Source organism: Stenotrophomonas sp. AN71 (genome assembly GCF_050435725.1).
Taxonomy (GTDB): Bacteria; Pseudomonadota; Gammaproteobacteria; order Xanthomonadales; family Xanthomonadaceae; genus Stenotrophomonas.
This window is the reverse complement of sequence record NZ_JBNDKU010000005.1, coordinates 55,843-74,720: the sequence shown is the minus strand read 5'-3', so window position 1 is coordinate 74,720 and position 18,878 is coordinate 55,843. Positions and strand designations below refer to the sequence as shown.

At 65.0% G+C, this 18,878-nt stretch carries 20 protein-coding genes; 4 read left to right on the top strand and 16 right to left on the bottom strand.

The window, feature by feature from the left end:
- Positions 1–74 precede the first annotated feature (74 nt).
- Positions 75–566, bottom strand: a complete 492-nt coding sequence (locus ABH900_RS09940) for a peptidylprolyl isomerase (protein ID WP_005408225.1) — start codon at positions 564–566, stop codon at positions 75–77.
- A gap of 273 nt (positions 567–839) precedes the next feature.
- On the opposite strand from ABH900_RS09940, the gene typA reads away from it, so the two are divergent.
- From typA to ABH900_RS09925, 3 genes are read left to right on the top strand one after another with little or no spacing between them, the layout of a single operon-like run.
- Positions 840–2,687 carry a translational GTPase TypA gene (typA, locus tag ABH900_RS09935; protein ID WP_429622701.1) on the top strand — a complete coding sequence of 616 codons (1,848 nt, stop codon included), beginning with the start codon at positions 840–842 and terminating at the stop codon, positions 2,685–2,687.
- An 11-nt stretch (positions 2,688–2,698) separates the two neighbouring features.
- Complete coding sequence (locus ABH900_RS09930) at positions 2,699–3,166, top strand: DUF2127 domain-containing protein (protein WP_429622700.1); 468 nt, start codon at positions 2,699–2,701, stop codon at positions 3,164–3,166.
- Between the two features lie 41 nt (positions 3,167–3,207).
- Positions 3,208–4,830 (top strand): amidase, encoded by a 1,623-nt coding sequence (locus tag ABH900_RS09925; RefSeq protein WP_429622699.1) that lies wholly within the window; start codon positions 3,208–3,210, stop codon positions 4,828–4,830.
- 77 nt (positions 4,831–4,907) lie between these two features.
- On the opposite strand, the gene ABH900_RS09920 is transcribed toward ABH900_RS09925, so the two are convergent.
- On the bottom strand, positions 4,908–6,050 hold the full coding sequence (locus tag ABH900_RS09920; protein ID WP_429622698.1) for a mechanosensitive ion channel family protein: 1,143 nt from the start codon (positions 6,048–6,050) through the stop codon (positions 4,908–4,910).
- A 637-nt stretch (positions 6,051–6,687) separates the two neighbouring features.
- Positions 6,688–8,079: a class II 3-deoxy-7-phosphoheptulonate synthase gene (locus tag ABH900_RS09915; RefSeq protein ID WP_429622697.1), complete on the bottom strand. Its 1,392-nt coding sequence runs from the start codon at positions 8,077–8,079 to the stop codon at positions 6,688–6,690.
- A gap of 220 nt (positions 8,080–8,299) precedes the next feature.
- Here ABH900_RS09915 and ABH900_RS09910 point away from each other — a divergent pair, with 220 nt between their 5' ends.
- A complete protein-coding gene (locus ABH900_RS09910) occupies positions 8,300–10,426 on the top strand; it encodes a TonB-dependent receptor (protein ID WP_429622696.1) in 2,127 nt (708 codons plus the stop codon).
- A gap of 107 nt (positions 10,427–10,533) precedes the next feature.
- On the opposite strand, the gene ABH900_RS09905 is transcribed toward ABH900_RS09910, so the two are convergent.
- The 13 genes from ABH900_RS09905 to rpsH form a co-directional block, all read right to left on the bottom strand.
- Entirely contained in the window at positions 10,534–11,040 is a 507-nt protein-coding gene (locus ABH900_RS09905) for a disulfide bond formation protein B (RefSeq protein WP_429622695.1), read from the bottom strand.
- A gap of 232 nt (positions 11,041–11,272) precedes the next feature.
- Positions 11,273–11,656, bottom strand: coding sequence for a 50S ribosomal protein L17 (gene rplQ, locus ABH900_RS09900; RefSeq protein WP_005408217.1), 384 nt, complete (start codon positions 11,654–11,656; stop codon positions 11,273–11,275).
- Between the two features lie 190 nt (positions 11,657–11,846).
- Positions 11,847–12,845, bottom strand: coding sequence for a DNA-directed RNA polymerase subunit alpha (locus ABH900_RS09895; protein ID WP_004145453.1), 999 nt, complete (start codon positions 12,843–12,845; stop codon positions 11,847–11,849).
- Between the two features lie 55 nt (positions 12,846–12,900).
- Positions 12,901–13,530: a 30S ribosomal protein S4 gene (rpsD, locus tag ABH900_RS09890; protein WP_004145446.1), complete on the bottom strand. Its 630-nt coding sequence runs from the start codon at positions 13,528–13,530 to the stop codon at positions 12,901–12,903.
- 15 nt (positions 13,531–13,545) lie between these two features.
- Positions 13,546–13,935, bottom strand: a complete 390-nt coding sequence (gene rpsK / locus ABH900_RS09885; protein WP_004145443.1) for a 30S ribosomal protein S11 — start codon at positions 13,933–13,935, stop codon at positions 13,546–13,548.
- Between the two features lie 11 nt (positions 13,936–13,946).
- The gene (gene rpsM, locus ABH900_RS09880; RefSeq protein ID WP_004145437.1) at positions 13,947–14,303 is read right to left on the bottom strand and encodes a 30S ribosomal protein S13; all 357 of its coding nucleotides are present in this window, start codon (positions 14,301–14,303) and stop codon (positions 13,947–13,949) included.
- A 348-nt stretch (positions 14,304–14,651) separates the two neighbouring features.
- The gene (gene secY / locus ABH900_RS09875; protein ID WP_180850928.1) at positions 14,652–16,019 is read right to left on the bottom strand and encodes a preprotein translocase subunit SecY; all 1,368 of its coding nucleotides are present in this window, start codon (positions 16,017–16,019) and stop codon (positions 14,652–14,654) included.
- 7 nt (positions 16,020–16,026) lie between these two features.
- Positions 16,027–16,470 carry a 50S ribosomal protein L15 gene (gene rplO, locus ABH900_RS09870; RefSeq protein ID WP_004154498.1) on the bottom strand — a complete coding sequence of 148 codons (444 nt, stop codon included), beginning with the start codon at positions 16,468–16,470 and terminating at the stop codon, positions 16,027–16,029.
- A gap of 6 nt (positions 16,471–16,476) precedes the next feature.
- Positions 16,477–16,668: a 50S ribosomal protein L30 gene (gene rpmD / locus ABH900_RS09865; RefSeq protein WP_004145412.1), complete on the bottom strand. Its 192-nt coding sequence runs from the start codon at positions 16,666–16,668 to the stop codon at positions 16,477–16,479.
- Positions 16,661–17,203, bottom strand: coding sequence for a 30S ribosomal protein S5 (gene rpsE / locus ABH900_RS09860; protein WP_004145411.1), 543 nt, complete (start codon positions 17,201–17,203; stop codon positions 16,661–16,663). Before rpsE ends, rpmD begins: the two co-directional genes overlap by 8 nt.
- A gap of 161 nt (positions 17,204–17,364) precedes the next feature.
- Entirely contained in the window at positions 17,365–17,718 is a 354-nt protein-coding gene (gene rplR / locus ABH900_RS09855; protein ID WP_107229959.1) for a 50S ribosomal protein L18, read from the bottom strand.
- A 32-nt stretch (positions 17,719–17,750) separates the two neighbouring features.
- Positions 17,751–18,275, bottom strand: a complete 525-nt coding sequence (rplF, locus tag ABH900_RS09850; RefSeq protein ID WP_429622694.1) for a 50S ribosomal protein L6 — start codon at positions 18,273–18,275, stop codon at positions 17,751–17,753.
- 18 nt (positions 18,276–18,293) lie between these two features.
- The gene (gene rpsH / locus ABH900_RS09845) at positions 18,294–18,692 is read right to left on the bottom strand and encodes a 30S ribosomal protein S8 (protein ID WP_429622693.1); all 399 of its coding nucleotides are present in this window, start codon (positions 18,690–18,692) and stop codon (positions 18,294–18,296) included.
- Positions 18,693–18,878 lie beyond the last annotated feature (186 nt).

The following is an 18,878-nucleotide window of genomic DNA, read 5'->3' as shown; positions in this document are numbered from 1 at the left end:
CAGAGCCACGCAGGCCTGGCGGGCGGCGGGGAACAGGGAAACGGCCACCCGTGGGTGGCCGTTTCGAAGGGGGATCAGGCGGCGAGGTGCTTGTTCCACTCGGCGACGCGGTCGGCCTGGGCGGCCAGCACGGCGTCGACGTCGCCTTCCAGGGTGATCGAATGGATCACGTCGCCCTGCTTGACCGAATCGACGATGGCCTGGCCTTCCAGGACCTTGCCGAAGACGGTGTGGCGGCCGTCCAGCCAGTCGGTCTTGATGTGGGTGATGAAGAACTGGCTGCCATTGGTGTTCGGGCCGGCATTGGCCATCGACAGCGAGCCGACTTCGTGCTTCACGCCATTCTTCTCGTCTTCGAACTTGTAGCCCGGGCCGCCGGTGCCACGACCCTGCGGGCAGCCGCCCTGGATCATGAAGTCGGCGATCACGCGGTGGAAGATCAGGCCGTCATAGAAGCCGTGCTTGACCAGGTTCACGAAGTTGGCCACGGTCAGCGGCGCCTTGTCGGCGAACAGCTCGACCTTGATCGGGCCCTGGGTGGTGTCGAAAGTGGCGATGAGGGACATGAAGATCCTTGATGCAAAGGGGAATGCGTCTAGCCACCTAGTTTACACCCGCCTCGTGTCGGCGGCGGCTTCGACCATCGGTGAAGAGCCCGGCTTCAGCCCCCGGACGGGGAGCCGGGTCGCCGGGTCCTGGCGGCCTCGACCGGAGCCTCGGACAGCCAGCTGAATGGGCCCCACGACCTGCGTGAAATCCACCTTTTCGCGAATCGTCAAGTTCGACGTATAATGTTGGACTTCTTTTTCCAAATCCGGCGCCGACTGGCCCCCTTTCGTATGTCCATCGAAAATCTTCGCAACATCGCCATCGTCGCCCACGTCGACCATGGCAAGACCACCCTGGTCGACCAGCTGCTGAAGCAGTCCGGCACCTTGTCCGAGCGTACCGTCCTCGCCGAGCGCGTGATGGACAGCAACGACCAGGAAAAGGAACGCGGCATCACCATCCTGGCCAAGAACACCGCCATCACCTGGGAAGACAAGAAGACCGGTATCAAGAACCGGATCAACATCGTCGACACCCCCGGCCACGCCGACTTCGGCGGTGAGGTCGAGCGCGTGCTGTCGATGGTCGACACCGTGCTGATCCTGGTCGACGCCATGGACGGTCCGATGCCGCAGACCCGCTTCGTGACCCAGAAGGCCTTCGCGATGGGCTTCAAGCCGATCGTCGTGGTCAACAAGGTCGACCGCCCGGGCTCGCGTCCGGAGTGGGTGATCGACCAGGTGTTCGACCTGTTCGACAAGCTCGGCGCCACCAATGAGCAGCTGGACTTCCCGATCGTCTATGCCTCGGCCCTGAACGGCTACGCCGGCCTGGAAGACACCGTGCGCGACGGCGACATGACCGCGCTGTACGAAGCGATCATGCAGCACGCGCCGAAGCCGGAAGTGGATCCGGAAGGCCCGTTCCAGATGCGCATCAGCCAGCTGGACTACAACAACTTCGTGGGCGTGATCGGCATCGGCCGCATCCAGCGCGGCACCCTGAAGAAGAACATGCAGGTCGCGGTGATCGACCGTGAAGGCAAGAAGCGCACCGGCAAGGTACTGCAGGTACTGGGCTTCCTGGGCCTGGAGCGCATCGAGCAGGACACTGCCGAAGCCGGTGACATCGTCGCCATCTCCGGTATCCAGGAGCTGACCATCTCCGACACCGTGTGCGCCCCGGACACCCCGGAAGCACTGCCGGCACTGACCGTCGACGAGCCGACCATCTCGATGACCTTCCAGGTCAACAACTCGCCGTTCGCCGGCAACAAGGATCTGTCCGGTGGCAAGTTCCTGACCAGCCGCCAGATCAAGGACCGCCTGGACCGCGAGCAGGTCCACAACGTGGCCCTGAAGGTCGAGCAGCTGGAAGACGCGGACAAGTTCCTGGTCTCCGGCCGCGGCGAGCTGCACCTGTCGGTGCTGATCGAGAACATGCGCCGTGAAGGCTACGAGCTGGCCGTGTCGCGCCCGGAAGTGATCATCAAGCAGATCGACGGCCAGGCCATGGAGCCGATCGAGCAGCTGGTGGTGGATATCGAAGAAGTCCACCAGGGCGGCGTGATGGAAAAGCTGGGCACCCGCAAGGGCCAGCTGAAGAACATGGAATCGGACGGCAAGGGCCGCGTGCGCCTTGAGTACCAGATCCCGGCCCGTGGCCTGATCGGCTTCCAGAACGAGTTCAAGACCCTCACCCAGGGCTCGGGCCTGCTGTTCCACGTGTTCGACCATTACGGTCCGAAGGAACAGGGCGCGATCGCCAAGCGCATCAACGGCGTGATGATCGCCAATGCCCCGGGCGCCACCCCGGCCTACTCGTTGGGCCCGCTGCAGGAACGCGGCAAGCTGTTCGCTGCTGAAGGCGACAACGTGTATGAAGGTCAGCTGGTCGGTATCCACTCCAAGGACAACGACCTGACCGTCAACGCGATCAAGACCAAGCCGCTGACCAACATGCGCGCTTCGGGCAAGGACGACGCGATCCAGCTGACCCCGGCGATCAAGTACTCGCTGGAACAGGCCCTGGACTTCATCGAAGACGACGAGCTGGTCGAGATCACCCCGAAGGAGATTCGTCTGCGCAAGAAGTTCCTGACCGAAAGCGACCGCAAGAAGGCTTCGCGCGGCGGCTGAGCCAACACCCCGTGAACCCGAGCAGCTACAACCCGGATCCTCACCGGCATCCGGGTCTCCATGTCATCGCCCTGCTCGAAGCGAGCAAGGCGATGCTGGCGCTGTTGGCTGCCACCGGGCTGGAAGTGCTCGGACCGCAGCCGCTGCGGCACGGCATCATGGTCCTGATCCGGCGTTTCAGCCTGGATCCGGACCATGGCACCCTGCCCTCGCTGCTGCACATGATCAGCCCCGACGCGGTGCACCTGGCCGCGGCGGGGATGATCGGTTACGGCCTGCTGCATCTGGTCGAAGCCTGGGGCCTGTGGCGGGCCAAGGCATGGGCCTCCTGGCTGGGCTGCCTGACCGCGTCCCTGTACCTGCCCTTCGATATCTTCGCGATCATCCGCCATCCTGGCTGGCCGTCCTGGACGATCCTGGCGATCAACCTGATCGTGGTCTACGTCCTGGCCCGCGACCTGCGCAAGCGCCACCGCTGAGCACCGGCTACACTGGGGATTGGAGCCGACCAAGCCGCCCCATGCGCCCGTCCTTGACGCCTCTGCTGACCTGCCTGCTCGCCGCGCTGCCTGCGCTGCTTTCTGCTGGCTGCAGCCCGGCCGCCTCGAGCGCCCATGCCGCCGAACCGGCGAGCCGCAACGTGCCGTTCCCCTACGCTGAAACCGATGTCGCTGACCTGCAGGCGCAGATGACGTCGGGCGCATTGGACAGCACCACCCTGACCCAGGCCTATCTGCAGCGTATCGCCAGCCTGGACCGCGCCGGACCGCGCCTGCGCGCGGTGATCGAGCTCAACCCGGATGCCCTGAAGGAAGCTGCCGAGCGTGATCGCGAGCGCCGTAACGGGCGCCTGCGCGGCCCGCTGCATGGCATTCCGGTGCTGTTGAAGGACAACATCAACGCCGCGCCGATGGCCACCAGTGCCGGCTCGCTGGCCCTGCAGGGCTTCCGGCCGGACGATGCCTACCTGGTGCGGCGCCTGCGCGATGCCGGTGCGGTGGTGCTGGGCAAGACCAATCTCAGCGAATGGGCCAATTTCCGCGGCAACGATTCGGTGTCCGGCTGGAGCGCGCGCGGCGGCCAGACCCGCAACCCCTACCGCATCAGCCACTCACCCTGCGGCTCCAGCAGCGGCAGCGCGGTGGCCGTGGCCGCCAACCTGGCCAGCGTGGCGATCGGCACCGAAACCGATGGCAGCATCGTCTGCCCGGCGGCGATCAACGGTGTGGTCGGCCTGAAGCCCACGGTCGGCCTGGTCAGCCGTGAAGGCATCATCCCGATCTCCTTCAGCCAGGACACGGCCGGACCGATGGCACGCAGCGTCGCCGACGCCGCGGCCGTGCTGACCGCCATCGCTGGCCGAGACGACGCCGACCCGGCCACCGCGACCATGCCGGGCCGCGCGGTCTACGACTACACCGCACGGCTGGACCCACAGGGGCTGCGAGGCAAGCGTATCGGCCTGCTGCAGACACCGCTGCTGAAGTACCGCGGCATGCCGCCACTGGTCGACCAGGCAGCCACCGAGCTGCGCCGCGCCGGCGCGGTGGTGGTGCCGGTGGAACTGGCCAACCAGGGAGCCTGGGCCGACGCCGAGCGCACCGTGCTGCTGTATGAATTCAAGGCCGGGCTGGAGCGCTACTTCACCACCCATCGCGCGCCGCTGCGCAGCCTCGCCGAACTGATCGCTTTCAACCAGGCGCACAGCAAGCAGGAGCTGGGCCTGTTCGGCCAGGAACTGCTGGTGGAGGCCGACGCTACCGCTGGCCTGGCCGACCCCGCCTACATCCGCGCGCGCAGCGATGCACGCCGGATGGCCGGCCCAGAGGGCATCGACGCCACCCTGGCCGCCCATCAACTTGATGCACTGGTGGCACCGACCACCGGCGTGGCCTGGCCGATCCGCAGCGAAGGCGACGATTTCCCCGGCGAAAGCTACAGTGCCGCTGCCGTGGCCGGCTATCCCAGCCTCAGCGTGCCGATGGGCCAGATCGATGGCCTGCCGGTCGGCCTGTTGTTCATGGGAACCGCCTGGAGCGAGCCGAAGCTGATCGAGATGGCCTACGCCTACGAGCAGCGCACCCGTGCCCGGCGCCCCCCTCACTTCGACACCGATACGCTGATCGACGCCGGCGAGCCTTGAGCTGGCCGCCGGGGTAGTGCCGGGCCATGCCCGGCGGATGGAGCGACGCCGCTGCGCTCGCCGGGCATGGCCCGGCGCTACCGTCCGGATTCTGGCTCCACCGGCACGATCGCCGCCTCTCCATCCTCCGCACCCGGCGAGCGCACATCCGCGGCGCGCGCACGCGGTCCGCGCGGCATGTCGCGCTCATCCTCCTGCTGCAGCCGCGCGCGCACCTGCGGCAACGACTGCGGATGCTCGCGCGCCAGGAAGTCGAGCATGCGCTCGCGCACCAGGCAGCGCAGGTCGAAGGCATCGCCCGAGCTGCGCGCGCTGACAAGCAGGCGTACCTGGATCGCACGCTCGCTGGTTTCGGTCACCTGGGTCACGCAGACCCGGCCATCCCACAGCGCCTGACCACGACAGATGCGCTCCAGCTCGGCGCGGATCGCCGCGATCGGCGCGCGGTAATCCAGCCACAGGAATGCCGTACCCAGCAGGTCGGCACTACGCCGCGTCCAGTTCTGGAATGGGTTCTCGATGAACCAGGTCAGCGGCACCACCATCCGCCGCTCATCCCACACGCGCACCACCACGTAGCTGCTGCCGATCTCTTCGATGCGCCCCCACTCGCCCTCGACGATCACCACATCGTCCAGCCGGATCGGCTGGGTCAGGGCGATCTGCAGGCCGGCAATCAGGTTGCCGAACACCGGCTTGGCGGCAATGCCGGCCACCAGGCCTATCAGGCCCGCCGATGCCAGCAGCGCAGTGCCGATCTTCTGCACCATCGGGAAGGTCAGCAACACCAGCGATGCACCGAGCACGATGATGCCGCCCATCAGCACACGGCTGAGCACCCGTGTCTGGGTCTGGATGCGTCGCGCCTCCAGATTGTCGGAGACGTCGATGGGATGACTGCGCAGGATCGCCCGCTCGCCCGCCGCCACCGCTCTCACCAGCAGCCAGATGAAGCAGGCGGTCAACGCGATGTGCAGCACGTGCTGCAGGTGTGCCAGCAGCGGATCCTGCAACGGCGTGGCCTGCAGCGCAGGAATCAGCAGCAGCAGCGGCCAGGCGGTTGCCATCGGCAACCCCAGCACGCGACCGATGCGTGCACGTCGGCGATCACGCCCTTTCAGCCGATGGTAGATCCACAGGATCAACCACGCGCCGATGCCGCCCACCACCACCGCCAATCCCAGCGGCCATGCATACGCCTGTGCACTTTCCCACTGCACCGTTGCCACCTCCACTCGAACAGCAAGCGCACAGCCTCGCGCATGATGCATGAGCGTCACGTTAGCCGTTCGTAAGCAGGGTGTTGGTCGGCAGGGCTTGCAGCCCTGCACCTGCTACCAGCTGGAGCAACAGCAAAAGCAGGTTTCCTGCAGATTGGCGGGGTGGATCCGGTTGCGGGAGACGCCGTGAACCCCGCTTCGCGTTCCGGCCCAGCCGCTGGCGGCTGTGCGTTCGGCGCTTGGCCGCGGCATCCTTGCCGCGGACACTCCCGCAGCCGGACCCACCCCGCCTTCGACAGATTTCCGCGATCTGCAGTAGATCCACGCCATGCGTGGATGAATCTCCATCGGAATCGAGTGTTCCGAACTGGAATCGAAATGCATCCACGCATGGCGTGGATCTACCGCATCGACCAAGGTCGACACCTACCAACAGCCGAGTGAACCTGTCAAAGGTGGGGCGGTGTCGGAGTGCGGGGTGTCAGCCGCATGGATGCGGCTGCCAAGCCCCCAGGGATGGGTTCACGGCGTCCCCGCACTCCGACGCCGCCCCGCCCTCCCACGGAATGCCCGCATTTGACGTTGAAGTCGACGTTGATCCAGCAGGTGCAGGGCAGCAAGCCCTGCGGAATCCCCTTTACCGCACTTGCTCCTGCTTGCGCACGATCGCCATCGCAATCTCCAGCGACTGCTCGTAGTTCAACCGCGGGTCCACCGTCGAACGATACGCACGCTCCAGGTCACGCTCGGTCAACTCACGCGCGCCACCGGTGCATTCGGTCACGTCTTCACCGGTCAGCTCCAGATGCACGCCACCCAGACGCGTGCCTGCGGCCGCATGCAGATCGAACGACATCTCCACTTCGCCACGCACGTTGTCGAAACGGCGCGTCTTGAAACCGTTGGCGGTGCTTTCGGTATTGCCGTGCATCGCATCGCACACCCACAGCACGCGGCGGCCGTCCCGCTTGACCGCCTCCAGCAGCGGCGGCAGCTTCTCAGCAATCTGTGCCGCGCCCATGCGGTGGATGAAGCTCAGGCGACCCGGTTCGTCGTGTGGGTTGAGCACGTCGATCAGTCGCAGCAGCTGATCCGGTGATACCGACGGCCCGACCTTGATCGCGATCGGGTTGCGCACGCCACGCAGATACTCCACGTGCGCGCCATCGAGCGCGGCGGTGCGCATGCCGATCCACGGGTAGTGCGTGCTCAGGTTCAACCAGCCCTGCTGGCGTGGGACCTGGCGGGTCAGCGCCTGCTCATAGGGCAGCAGCAGCGCTTCGTGCGAGGTATAGAAATCGATACGGTTGAGGTTGTGCACGCGGGCCCCGGCCAGGGTCTCCATGAAGTGCACCGCATCGCCGATCGAAGCCACCATCTTCTGGTAGTCCGCGGCCAGCGGCGAATGCCGCACCCAGTCCAGGTTCCAGTACTCGGGATGATGCAGGTCGGCGAAACCACCATCGATCAGCGCACGCACGAAGTTCATCGTCATCGCCGAATGCGCGTGGGCCTGCAGCATCCGCTTCGGATCCGGCAGGCGCGCCGCCTCGGTGAAGGCCGGCGCGTTGATCACATCGCCCCGGTAGCTGGGCAGCGTCACGCCATCGCGGGTCTCGGTATCGGCCGACCGCGGCTTGGCGTACTGGCCGGCGAAGCGGCCGACCCGGATCACCGGCTGGCGCAGGCCATGCACCAGCACCAGGCTCATCTGCAGCAGCACCTTCAGCCGGTTGGAGATGGTGCCCGATTCGCAATCGCTGAAGTTCTCGGCACAGTCGCCGCCCTGCAGCAGGAAGCGCTTGCCCTCCTGGGCCTCGGCCAGCTGCTGCTTCAGCGCCAGGATCTCCCATGAGGTGACCAGCGGCGGCAGCCGCTTCAGCTCATGCAGGGCAGCATCCAGCGCCACCGGATCGGGATAGGTCGGCATCTGCAGCGCAGTCTTGCCGCGCCAGCTCTCCGGCGCCCAGGCAGCGCCAGCGGCGGTCGCGGCAGGATCGGGAACAGGCGGAACGGCGGACAGGCTCATTGCAGACTTCCGGGGTGGGGGGCGGTCATGGTCGCAGAGCCAGGCGCTGTCGCAAAGGGCCACCGGCGTTGCCCGCGAGCCTGAACGGCAGGAAAAGAGCAACGCCAGCAGCCAGACATGGCATGGCCACGACCGCCGGGACAGGCGCATGATTTGTTACGGAGTAACACTCATACGTCATGGATCGGCCCCTTCCACGCCCCAGGCTCCGTCCCTCCCCATGAAGCCCTCGCCGCTCGCTACCGGCATCACCTTCGCCCTGGCCCTGGCCAGCCTCCCCGCCTTCGCCGCAACGGCCGACGACGCGTCCCCTGCGGTCAAGGAACTGGACGCCGTCACCGTCCACGCCCAGCTCGACCAGGCCCGGAACGCGCTGTCGCCGGATATCGGCAGCAGCCAGTACCAGATCACGGCCGAGGACATCCAGAAGCAGCCGCTGGGCGCCTCCGCGCCGCTCAGCCAGATACTGCTGCAGGCCCCCGGCGTGGTCCAGGATTCCTATGGCGGCGTGCACGTGCGCGGCGACCACGCCAATCTGCAGTACCGCATCAATGGCGTGCTGCTGCCCGAGTCGATCTCCGGCTTTGGCCAGACTCTGGATGCGCGCACCATCAAGAGCATCCGGCTGATGGACGGCGCGCTGCCGGCACAGTTCGGTGAACGCACCGCCGCCGTGGTTGACATCACCACACGCAGTGGTGCCGAGCTTGGCAACGGCGGCAGCGCCGGCCTCACCGCCGGCTCGTTCGGCAAGGTCAATCCGAATGCCTCCTGGTGGGGCAACCAGGGTCGTTGGAGCTGGTTCCTGACCGGCAATTACGACCAGAACGAGGTCGGCCTGGAAAATCCCACCAATACGCGCAAGCCCCTGCATGACGATACCCATCAGGGCAAGGCATTCGCCGACCTGACCTACCTGGTCAACGAGAACACCCGCCTGAGCGTGCTCGCCGGCTTCGCCAACAACCGCTTCCAGATCCCGGTCAATCCGGGGCAGACCCCGCAGTTCGGTTACCTGGACACCACCACGTTCGACTCCAGCCAGCTGGATGAAACCCAGCGGGAGGCCACGCGCTTCGGCATGCTGGTGCTGCAGGGCACGCTGGGCACCACCAGCTATCAGCTCTCGGCCGGGCAGCGCTACAGCGATGTGGCGTTCAACCCGGATGTTGTCGGCGACCTGGTGTTCAGCGGCGTCGCCTCGCAGGTCCAGCGCAGCAACCGCGCCAACACACTGCAGGCGGACTTCTCCACGCCACTGGGCAACGACCACACGCTGCGCTACGGCCTGTACGGCAACTACGAGAACGCGCGGGCCAGCAACAACAGCTGGGTGTTCCCGGTCGATGATGCCGGCCAGCAATCCAGCACCACACCGCTGTTGATTCCCGACCGCAGCGCTTTCCACGCCAGCACGCTGGCACTGTATGTGCAGGACGAATGGAAGATCGGCGACGACTGGACCGTCAACTACGGCCTGCGCGGTGACCGCTTCAAAGCCTTCGGCCATACCGAGGGCCAGCTCAGCCCCCGCGTCGGCGTGGTCTGGAATGCCAGCGCAAGCACCACCGTGCATGCCGGCTACTCGCGCTACTTCACGCCGCCTGCCAGTGAACTGATCGCCAGCAGCGACATCGCGCTGTACGACGGCACCACCAACCAGCAGCCCAGCGGCGGCAACAACACGCCGCTGGCCGAGCGCAGCGACTACTACGACATCGGTGTCTCCCAACTGCTCGGCGACCACCTGACGCTCGGCCTGGATGCCTACGACCGTCGCGTCGCGCGCCTGCAGGACGAAGGCCAGTTCGGCGCCGCCTACATCTATTCGACGTTCAACTACCGGCGCGGGCACATCCGCGGCCTGGAGTTCAGTGCCGACTACAGCAACGGCCCGTTCAGCGCCTACCTCAATGCCGCCTACAACAAGGCGATCGGCACCCAGGTCATCACCAGCCAGTACAACCTCGATCCGGACGCACTGGCCTACGTGGCCGAGCACTGGATCCACCTTGATCACGACCAGAAGCTGACTTCATCGGGCGGTTTCAGCTATTCCTTCGCCGGCCACAACCGGATCGGTGCCAACTACGTGTTCGGCAGCGGCCTGCGTTCGGATATCGAGGGTGTCCCCAATGGCGGCGAGCTGCCGTCGTATCTGCAGGTCAACGTCAGCGCCGGCCACGACTTCAATGCCGATAGCGGCCACCCGCTTCACGTGCAGCTGGCGCTGATCAACGCGCTGGACCGCAGCTACCAGCTGCGTGACGGCGGCGGCGTCGGCGTGTTCGCCCCCCAGTGGGGGCCACGCCGCGGCGCGTATCTGAGCCTGCAGCAGGACTTCTGAGGTAGTGCCGGCCGCTGGCCGGCATTCGCACGGGGCTGCGCCGGCCCAAGGGTTGCCGGCCAGCGGCCGGCACTACCCAGTAGAGCCACGCCATGCGTGGCTGCGCTTCAGCGCCTGACCTTGCGCAGCGACACCACCAGCGCCCACAGCGCCAGCAACACGAACCACACGCCAGACCACATCGGCATGGTCAAGCCCAGGAACGTCCAATCGATGTTGCCGCAGTTGCCGGTACCGGTCAGCACCGTGCGGAACACTTCCAGCGGCCCCATGGTCTCGCGCAGGAAGCTCAACGGCGGGCCGCAGGTCGCGCCCATTTCCGGCGGCAGCATCTGCACGTAGACATGGCGCGCGGCAATGCCGACGCCCACCGCAGCGGCAATGAAGGCGAGCACGCCGTAGGTGGCACGGCCGGGGCGGTTGGACGGCCCATGCAGCGCACCGATCAGGAACAGCAGACCAAGCGCAGCGAACGCCAGGCGCTGGAAGATGCACAGCGGGCACGGTTCCAGGCCCATCTTCAGCTGCAGGAAGATCGCGTAGCCCAGCAGGCCCACGCAGATCAGGAAGCCCAGGAAGAACTGGGCTCGGAAAGGCCAACGCAGAGGATTCATCGCCAACGCTCGAATGGATCAGGCGCCAAGCGTAACCGAGAGTGCGCGCCATTCGAACCGCCACAGGTGACGCCTGTCGGAACGGTGCGGGTTGCAGGTAGCACTAGGCCATGCCCGGCGAGCGCAGCGGAAAGACCCGGAAACGGAAACGCCGGGCATGGCCCGGCGCTACCAGAAACGCAAAAGCCCGGCGGTTGCCGGGCTTTCGCTGTGTCGCGTTGGAGCGGTCCGATTACTCGGCCACTTCCTCGGCCACGACCGGACGGTCAACCAGCTCGACGTAGGCCATCGGCGCGTTGTCGCCGGCGCGGAAGCCGCACTTCAGCAGACGCAGGTAGCCGCCCGGACGGTTCGCATAGCGCGGGCCCAGGATGGTGAACAGGTTGCCCACGGCTTCGTTGTCGCGCAGGCGGGCGAAGGCCAGACGACGGTTGGCGACGGAGTCGACCTTGGCCAGGGTGATCAGCGGCTCGGCAACGCGACGCAGTTCCTTGGCCTTCGGCAGGGTGGTCTTGATCAGCTCGTGCTTGAACAGCGAGGCGGCCATGTTCTTGAACATCGCTTCGCGGTGGGCGCTGGTGCGGCTGAACTTACGGCCAGACTTCTGGTGACGCATGGTGATATTCCTTGGTTAATGATGAGGCTGTGCGGATCGTTGTCGCCATCCTGGCGTTGCTACGCGGACTGCGGTTGGTCCTGGCCGCCCATCCTGGACGACCTGCCCGCGAACCTTCGGTTCGTCATGGCATGTTTCGTTGCGTTGAAGGCTCCACCGCGAGCGGTGGAGCCTTCAGGCAGTACCGATATCAGCCCAGCATGCCGTGGCTGGCGACGCCGGCCGGCGGCCAGTTCTCCAGCTTCATGCCAAGCGACAGGCCACGCTGGGCCAGCACTTCCTTGATTTCGGTGAGCGACTTCTTGCCCAGGTTCGGGGTCTTCAGCAGCTCCACTTCGGTCTTCTGGATCAGATCGCCGATGTAGTAGATGCTTTCAGCCTTCAGGCAGTTGGCCGAACGCACGGTCAGCTCCAGATCGTCGATCGGGCGCAGCAGCACCGGATCCACGCCGTTGTTGGCCGGCTTGGCCGCACCGCGGTCGCGGTGGGTGAAGTCACCGAACACCGACAGCTGGTCGCTGAGGATGTCGGCGGCGGTGCGCACAGCTTCCTCGGCATCGATGGTGCCGTTGGTCTCGATATCGATGACCAGCTTGTCCAGGTCGGTACGCTGTTCGACACGAGCCGCTTCCACGGCATAGGCGACGCGGCGGACCGGCGAGAACGAGGCATCCAGGACCAGGCGGCCGATGGCACGGGTTTCTTCGTCCGGACGACGACGCGCGGCAGCCGGCTGATAGCCGAAACCACGTTCGATCTTCAGACGCATGTTGACTGCCGTATCCTTGGTCAGGTGGCAGATCACATGGTCGCCGTTCAAGATTTCCACATTGTGGTCGACCTTGATGTCGGCAGCGGTGACAACGCCCGGGCCCTGCTTGGACAGGGACAGGGTGGCGCTGTCGCCGGAGTGCATACGGATGGCCACGTCCTTCAGGTTCAGCAGGACTTCGAGCACGTCCTCCTGCAGACCTTCGACCGTGGTGTACTCATGCAACACGCCGTCGATTTCGACTTCCGTGATGGCGAAGCCCGGGATGGACGACAGCAGCACGCGACGCAGGGCATTGCCCAGCGTATGCCCGTAACCCCGCTCCAAAGGTTCGATAACGACCTTTGCACGGGTGTCGGTAAGGCGTTCGATCTGCGGACCGCGAGGACGCAGAACCTGGTTGGCGGTAACCGTCATGTTGCGGGTTCTCCTAGTGAACCCCCGGCCGTCGCCGGGGGCTCTCCAATGTGAATTACTTCGAATACAGCTCGACGATCAGCGCTTCGTTGATGTCCGCAGGCAGATCCGAACGATCCGGAACAGCCTTGAAGATACCGGTGAACTTGCCGGAATCCACTTCAACCCACGACGGGCTCAGGTCATGCTGGGCGGCGACGGTCAGGGCTTCCTGGACGCGCAGCTGCTTGGCAGCCTTTTCAGACAGAGCGATGGCGTCGCCAGCCTTGACCTGGTACGAAGCCAGGTTGACCGACTTGCCATTCACGGTGACGCCGCGGTGCGACACCAGCTGACGGGCAGCCGGACGGGTCACGGCGAAGCCCATGCGGTAGACGACGTTGTCCAGGCGGGTTTCCAGCAGCTGCAGCAGGTTCTCGCCGGTGTTGCCCTTCTTGGTCGAGGCCTTCTTGTAGTAGTTGCGGAACTGACGCTCCAGCAGGCCGTAGATACGCTTGACCTTCTGCTTTTCACGCAGCTGGGTGGCGTAGTCGGACAGCTTGCCCTTACGGGCAGTGGCGCCGTGCTGGCCGGGCTTCTGCTCCAGCTTGCACTTGGAGTCCAGCGCACGCGCCGGGCTCTTCAGGGACAGGTCGGCGCCTTCGCGACGGGCGAGCTTACAGGTAGGACCGATATAACGAGCCATTTCTTATCGCTCCCTTTAGACGCGACGCTTCTTCGGCGGACGGCACCCGTTGTGCGGGATAGGCGTCACGTCGATGATGTTGGTGATCTTGTAGCCGACGTTGTTCAACGAACGCACGGCCGACTCACGACCCGGACCCGGGCCCTTGATGCGGACTTCCAGCGACTTCACGCCGTAGTCCAGCGCAGCGCGACCGGCCTTTTCAGCGGCCACCTGGGCAGCGAACGGGGTCGACTTGCGCGAACCGCGGAAGCCAGCGCCACCGGAGGTTGCCCACGACAGAGCGTTGCCCTGGCGGTCGGTGATGGTGACGATGGTGTTGTTGAACGAAGCGTGGACGTGGGCGACGCCGTCGGTGACGACGCGCTTGATCTTCTTCTTGGTCTTAGCAGCGGGCTTAGCCATTTATAGGTCCCTTACTTCCTGATCGCCTTGCGCGGGCCCTTGCGGGTGCGGGCGTTGGTACGGGTGCGCTGGCCACGCAGCGGGAGGCCACGACGGTGACGCAGGCCGCGGTAGCAGCCCAGGTCCATCAGGCGCTTGATCGCGATGCCGATCTCACGGCGCAGATCGCCTTCCACGATGTACTTGCCGACTTCGGCGCGCAGGCGCTCGATTTCCGGCTCCGACAGATCGCGGATCTTGGTGGTCGAAGCAACGCCTGCGACTTCGCAGACCTTCTTCGAACGGGTACGGCCGATGCCGTAAATGCTTTGCAACCCGACCCAGACGTGCTTCTGGGCTGGCAGGTTGACGCCTGCAATACGCGCCATGACGCGGTTCTCCAGCTGAGTGATGGCCGACAGCGCGCCTCGGGCACGCCAATCCGGCAGGATGGATCAAAAAAGTGAACTAGCGATACTAACAAGGTTCCGGTTTACATGGAAGCCCGTGAAACCATTGGTTTCATGAACCCGGCCTGGGGAGTGTGCCCAGGCTCCGGCGCCGGATGGGGTTGGACCAGGGGTTCCCCCCCAGGGCCGCCCGCGCTACTCCAGCGCAGGACCACCTCATCACACCCCCACCCGGAACCGCTGCGGGGGCCGCCCTTCGTTTGTGTGGCCGGAGTCCGCGAAGCGGAGGGACCATCACGTCAGGAAGACGAAAGTATAACAGGCCTATCAGCCGCGAGCAAAACCGCCGCGGTTGCCACCCTTCAGGTTGGCCTTCTTCAACAGGCTCTCGTACTGGTGCGACATCAGGTGCGCCTGCACCTGGGCGATGAAGTCCATCACCACCACCACCACGATCAGCAGCGACGTACCACCGAAGTAGAACGAGGCGTTCAGCTGCGTGCGCATCAGTTCCGGCAGCAGGCAGACGATCACCAGATAAGCCGAGCCGGCGGCAGTCAGGCGGGTCAGCACACCGTCGATGTAATCGGCAGTGGCCTTGCCCGGACGGATGCCCGGAATCAGCGCGCCCGACTTCTTCAGGTTGTCGGCGGTTTCCTGCGAGTTGAACACCAGCGCGGTATAGAAGAACGCGAAACCGGTGATCAGCGCAGCGAACACGATCATGTGCAGCGGCTCGCCCGGGCCCAGCGCGTTGGCGACCTTCTGCAGGATCTGGCCGAAGTTGCTCTGGTTGGCCGCCTGGCCGGACCACATGGCCAGGGTTGCCGGGAAGGCCAGCAGGCTCGAGGCGAAGATCGCCGGGATGACGCCGGCCATGTTGAGCTTCAGCGGCAGGAACGAGGTCTGGTTCATGTACGCGTTGCGACCGCCCTGGCGGCGCGCGTAATTGACCGTGATCCGGCGCTGGCCACGCTCGACGAACACCACGAAGAAGGTGAAGGCGAGCACGACGATGGCGATCAGCAGCAGCTGGATGAACTGGATGTTGCCGTCGCGGTAGGCGTCAAAGGTGTGGATGACCGCACCCGGCAGGCCCGCCACGATACCGGCGAAGATGATCAGCGACACGCCGTTGCCGATGCCGCGCTCGGTGACCTGCTCACCGACCCACATCAGGAACATGGTGCCGGCGGTCAGCGCGACCACGGCGGTGAGCACGAAGCCCATGCCTGGTGCGTACACAACCGGAGCGCCCGACGGCGAAACCTGGCCCTGCAGGGCCAGCGCGATCGAACCGCCCTGCACCACTGCCAGCAGCACGGCGCCGATGCGCGAATACTGGGTGATCTTGCGGCGACCGGACTCACCTTCCTTCTGCATCGCCTTCAGGGCGGGGAAGATGTGCACGGCCAGCTGCATCACGATCGATGCCGAGATGTACGGCATCACGTTCAGCGCGAAGATGCTGAAACGGTGCAGGGCGCCGCCCGAGAACATGTTGAACATGTCCACGATGCCGCCGCCCTGCTGTTGCATCATGGCAAGCATGGCATCGGGATTGACGCCCGGCACCGGCACATAGCAGCCGATGCGATAGACGATCAAAGCCCCGACGACGAACAGCAAACGTTGGCGAAGTTCAGTGAACTTGCCCATTCCGCCCGCGAGGTTACCGATGCCAGCTTGCGCCATGATTTTCTTACTCCGTCACGCTGCCGCCGGCAGCTTCGATCGCGGCCTTGGCACCAGCCGTGGCAGCAATACCCTTCAGGGTGAACGCCTTGGTCACTTCGCCCTTGACGACGACCTTGGCCTTCTTTGCAGTGCTCGGGACCAGCTTGGCAGCACGCAGGGCGGCGAAGTCGATCTCACCGGCCGGCAGCTTGTCCAGCGCGTACAGCAGCACTTCAGCGGTGTCCTTGGCGATCGGCGAACGGAAGCCGATCTTCGGCAGACGACGCTGCATGGGGGTCTGGCCGCCTTCGAAGCCAGCCTTGATCTTGCCGCCACCCTTACGGGCGAACGAACCCTTGTGGCCGCGGCCGGCAGTCTTGCCCAGGCCCGAGCCGATACCGCGACCGACGCGGGTGCGCTCGGTGCGGGCGCCCGGTGCCGGGCTCAGTTCATTGAGACGCAGAGTCATGATCGATTACTCCTCAACCTTGACGAGGTAGTGAACGGTATTGATCAGGCCGCGAACCTGCGGGCTGTCCTTCAGTTCACGAACATCGTTGAGCTTGTTCAGGCCCAGAGCACGCACCGACAGGCGGTGACGCGACTGAGCACCACGCAGGCCGCGCACCAGGCGCACCTTCACAGTCTTGTTGGACTCATTAGCCATGGTTGAGTTCCTCCACCTTCTTGCCGCGCTTGGCCGCGATGCGAGCCGGCGACTGCGCAGCAGACAGGCCCTTCACGGTGGCACGCACCAGGTTGATCGGGTTGCGCGAACCGGTGGCCTTGGCCAGCACGTTCTTCACGCCAACCGCTTCCAGCACGGCGCGCATGGCACCGCCGGCGATGACGCCCGTACCTTCCGAAGCCGGCTGCATGAACACGCGGGCTGCGCCGTGACCATCCTTGATGGTGTGCCACAGGGTGCCGTTGTTCAGGTCGACGCTGACCAGGTTCTTGCGAGCCTGCTCCATCGACTTCTGGATGGCGACCGGCACTTCACGGGCCTTGCCATAACCGAAACCGACCTTGCCTTCGCCGTCGCCGACGACGGTCAGGGCGGTGAAGGTGAACTGACGACCACCCTTCACGGTCTTGCTGACGCGGTTGACCGCGACCAGCTTTTCGATCATGCCGTCGTCGACTTTCTCTTCGCGGTTACGGTCGCGATCGCGACCCCGCTGCTGACGCTCTTCTGCCATCTTGATTCCTTGGTAGTTTGGGTATGTACGGCTCGAGGCCGCTTATGGTTGTGGAGCGGTGCGTTGTTGCGGTGGGCCGCTGCAGAAGAGCGGCGCCGCCCAGCCTCACTCAGGCTGGCGAGCAGGCGGGCAGGAGGCGATGAGCCCCCTGCCCTTATCCCTTAGAACTGCAGGCCGGCTTCGCGGGCGGCTTCTGCCAGGGCCTTGATGCGGCCGTGGTAGCGGTAGCCCGAACGATCGAAGGCAACCTTCTCGACGCCGGCGGCCTTGGCGCGCTCAGCGACGATGCGGCCAACCTTGGCAGCGGCGTCGGCGTTCTTGCCGTTCTTCAGGCCTTCCTTGATGTCGGCCTGGGTGGTGTTGGCAGCAGCCAGCACCTTGGAACCGTCAGCGGTGAAGACCTGCGCGTACAGGTGCTGACCGGTGCGCAGCACCGACAGGCGGGCAACGCCGAGCTCACGGATGTGGGCGCGGGTCGACTTGGCGCGACGCAGGCGGGCGATGTTCTTGTTCATTTTGTTTTTCCCTTGAAAGCGGAAGGACCTAATTAGGCCTTCTTGGCTTCCTTACGGATGATGACTTCGTCGGAGTACTTCACGCCCTTGCCCTTGTACGGTTCCGGCTTGCGGAACGCACGGATCTTGGCGGCGACTTCACCGACCACCTGCTTGTCCGCGCCCTGGACCAGGATCTCGGTCTGGGTCGGGGTGGTGATGGTGATACCTTCCGGCGCCACGAACACGACCGGGTGCGAGAAGCCGAGCGACAGGCTCAGATCCTTGCCCTGCATGGCGGCACGGTAACCCACGCCGACCAGCTCCAGCTTGCGCTCGAAACCGTCGGACACGCCCTTGACCATGTTGGCCAGGATCGCGCGAACGGTACCGGTCAGCGCGACCAGCTCCACGTTGTCGGTGCTCAGGGTGGCAACGCCGTTGTCGACGTTGATGGCAATACCGGCCGGCTTGGCCAGCGACAGGGTGCCCTTCGGGCCCTTGGCGGTGACGCTGTCCGACTGGACGTTCAGTTCAACCTTACCCAGGTCGATCGGCTTCTTGGCTACGCGGGACATAGTTCTACTCCTTTCGCCTTAGGCCACGAAGCACAGGACTTCGCCGCCGACGCCCAGCTGGCGCGCCTGCGCATCAGTCATGATGCCCTTGGAGGTGGAAATGATGGAGATACCCAGGCCGTTCATGACCTTCGGCAGCTCGCTCTTGCCGCGGTACTGACGCAGGCCCGAACGCGAGAAGCGCTTCAGGGTCGCGATGACCGGCTTGCCTTCGAAATACTTCAGCACGATTTCCAGCTCGGACTTGTTGTTTTCCAGCGGGGTCACGCGCAGGTCGGCGATGTAACCCTCGTCCTTCAGGACCTGGGCGATCGCAACCTTGATCTTGGACGACGGGGCTTTCACCGTCTGCTTGCCAACCGCGGCCGCATTCTTGATGCGGACCAGCAGGTCGGCGATGGGATCAGTCATGCTCATATGAGTACCTTTGAGTGCACCGATATCCGCTTTCGCGAAAATCTGTTGTCTCCTGGAAACGGGCCAGGCCCCCTACCCCTCACGCTTTGCGCAGGGCAAGACGCGGGAGTATACGCCAAAAGAGCCCGACTTGCGTCGGGCTCTTCAGGTTTTTTCACAGAGGGAAAGCTGAACACCTTCCCTCCC

Coding starts and splice junctions, on each gene's coding strand:
- rpsK (WP_004145443.1), bottom strand. CDS start 13,935: ATGGCTAAGCCCGCTGCTAAGACCAAGAAGAAGATCAAGCGCGTCGTC.
- rplR (WP_107229959.1), bottom strand. CDS start 17,718: ATGAACAAGAACATCGCCCGCCTGCGTCGCGCCAAGTCGACCCGCGCC.
- rpsE (WP_004145411.1), bottom strand. CDS start 17,203: ATGGCAGAAGAGCGTCAGCAGCGGGGTCGCGATCGCGACCGTAACCGC.
- rplF (WP_429622694.1), bottom strand. CDS start 18,275: ATGTCCCGCGTAGCCAAGAAGCCGATCGACCTGGGTAAGGTTGAACTG.
- rplO (WP_004154498.1), bottom strand. CDS start 16,470: ATGACTCTGCGTCTCAATGAACTGAGCCCGGCACCGGGCGCCCGCACC.
- rpsD (WP_004145446.1), bottom strand. CDS start 13,530: ATGGCTCGTTATATCGGTCCTACCTGTAAGCTCGCCCGTCGCGAAGGC.
- ABH900_RS09895 (WP_004145453.1), bottom strand. CDS start 12,845: ATGACGGTTACCGCCAACCAGGTTCTGCGTCCTCGCGGTCCGCAGATC.
- rpsH (WP_429622693.1), bottom strand. CDS start 18,692: ATGAGCATGACTGATCCCATCGCCGACCTGCTGGTCCGCATCAAGAAT.
- rpmD (WP_004145412.1), bottom strand. CDS start 16,668: ATGGCTAATGAGTCCAACAAGACTGTGAAGGTGCGCCTGGTGCGCGGC.
- ABH900_RS09905 (WP_429622695.1), bottom strand. CDS start 11,040: ATGAATCCTCTGCGTTGGCCTTTCCGAGCCCAGTTCTTCCTGGGCTTC.
- typA (WP_429622701.1), top strand. CDS start 840: ATGTCCATCGAAAATCTTCGCAACATCGCCATCGTCGCCCACGTCGAC.
- rplQ (WP_005408217.1), bottom strand. CDS start 11,656: ATGCGTCACCAGAAGTCTGGCCGTAAGTTCAGCCGCACCAGCGCCCAC.
- ABH900_RS09910 (WP_429622696.1), top strand. CDS start 8,300: ATGAAGCCCTCGCCGCTCGCTACCGGCATCACCTTCGCCCTGGCCCTG.
- ABH900_RS09940 (WP_005408225.1), bottom strand. CDS start 566: ATGTCCCTCATCGCCACTTTCGACACCACCCAGGGCCCGATCAAGGTC.
- ABH900_RS09915 (WP_429622697.1), bottom strand. CDS start 8,079: ATGAGCCTGTCCGCCGTTCCGCCTGTTCCCGATCCTGCCGCGACCGCC.
- secY (WP_180850928.1), bottom strand. CDS start 16,019: ATGGCGCAAGCTGGCATCGGTAACCTCGCGGGCGGAATGGGCAAGTTC.
- rpsM (WP_004145437.1), bottom strand. CDS start 14,303: ATGGCGCGTATTGCAGGCGTCAACCTGCCAGCCCAGAAGCACGTCTGG.
- ABH900_RS09925 (WP_429622699.1), top strand. CDS start 3,208: ATGCGCCCGTCCTTGACGCCTCTGCTGACCTGCCTGCTCGCCGCGCTG.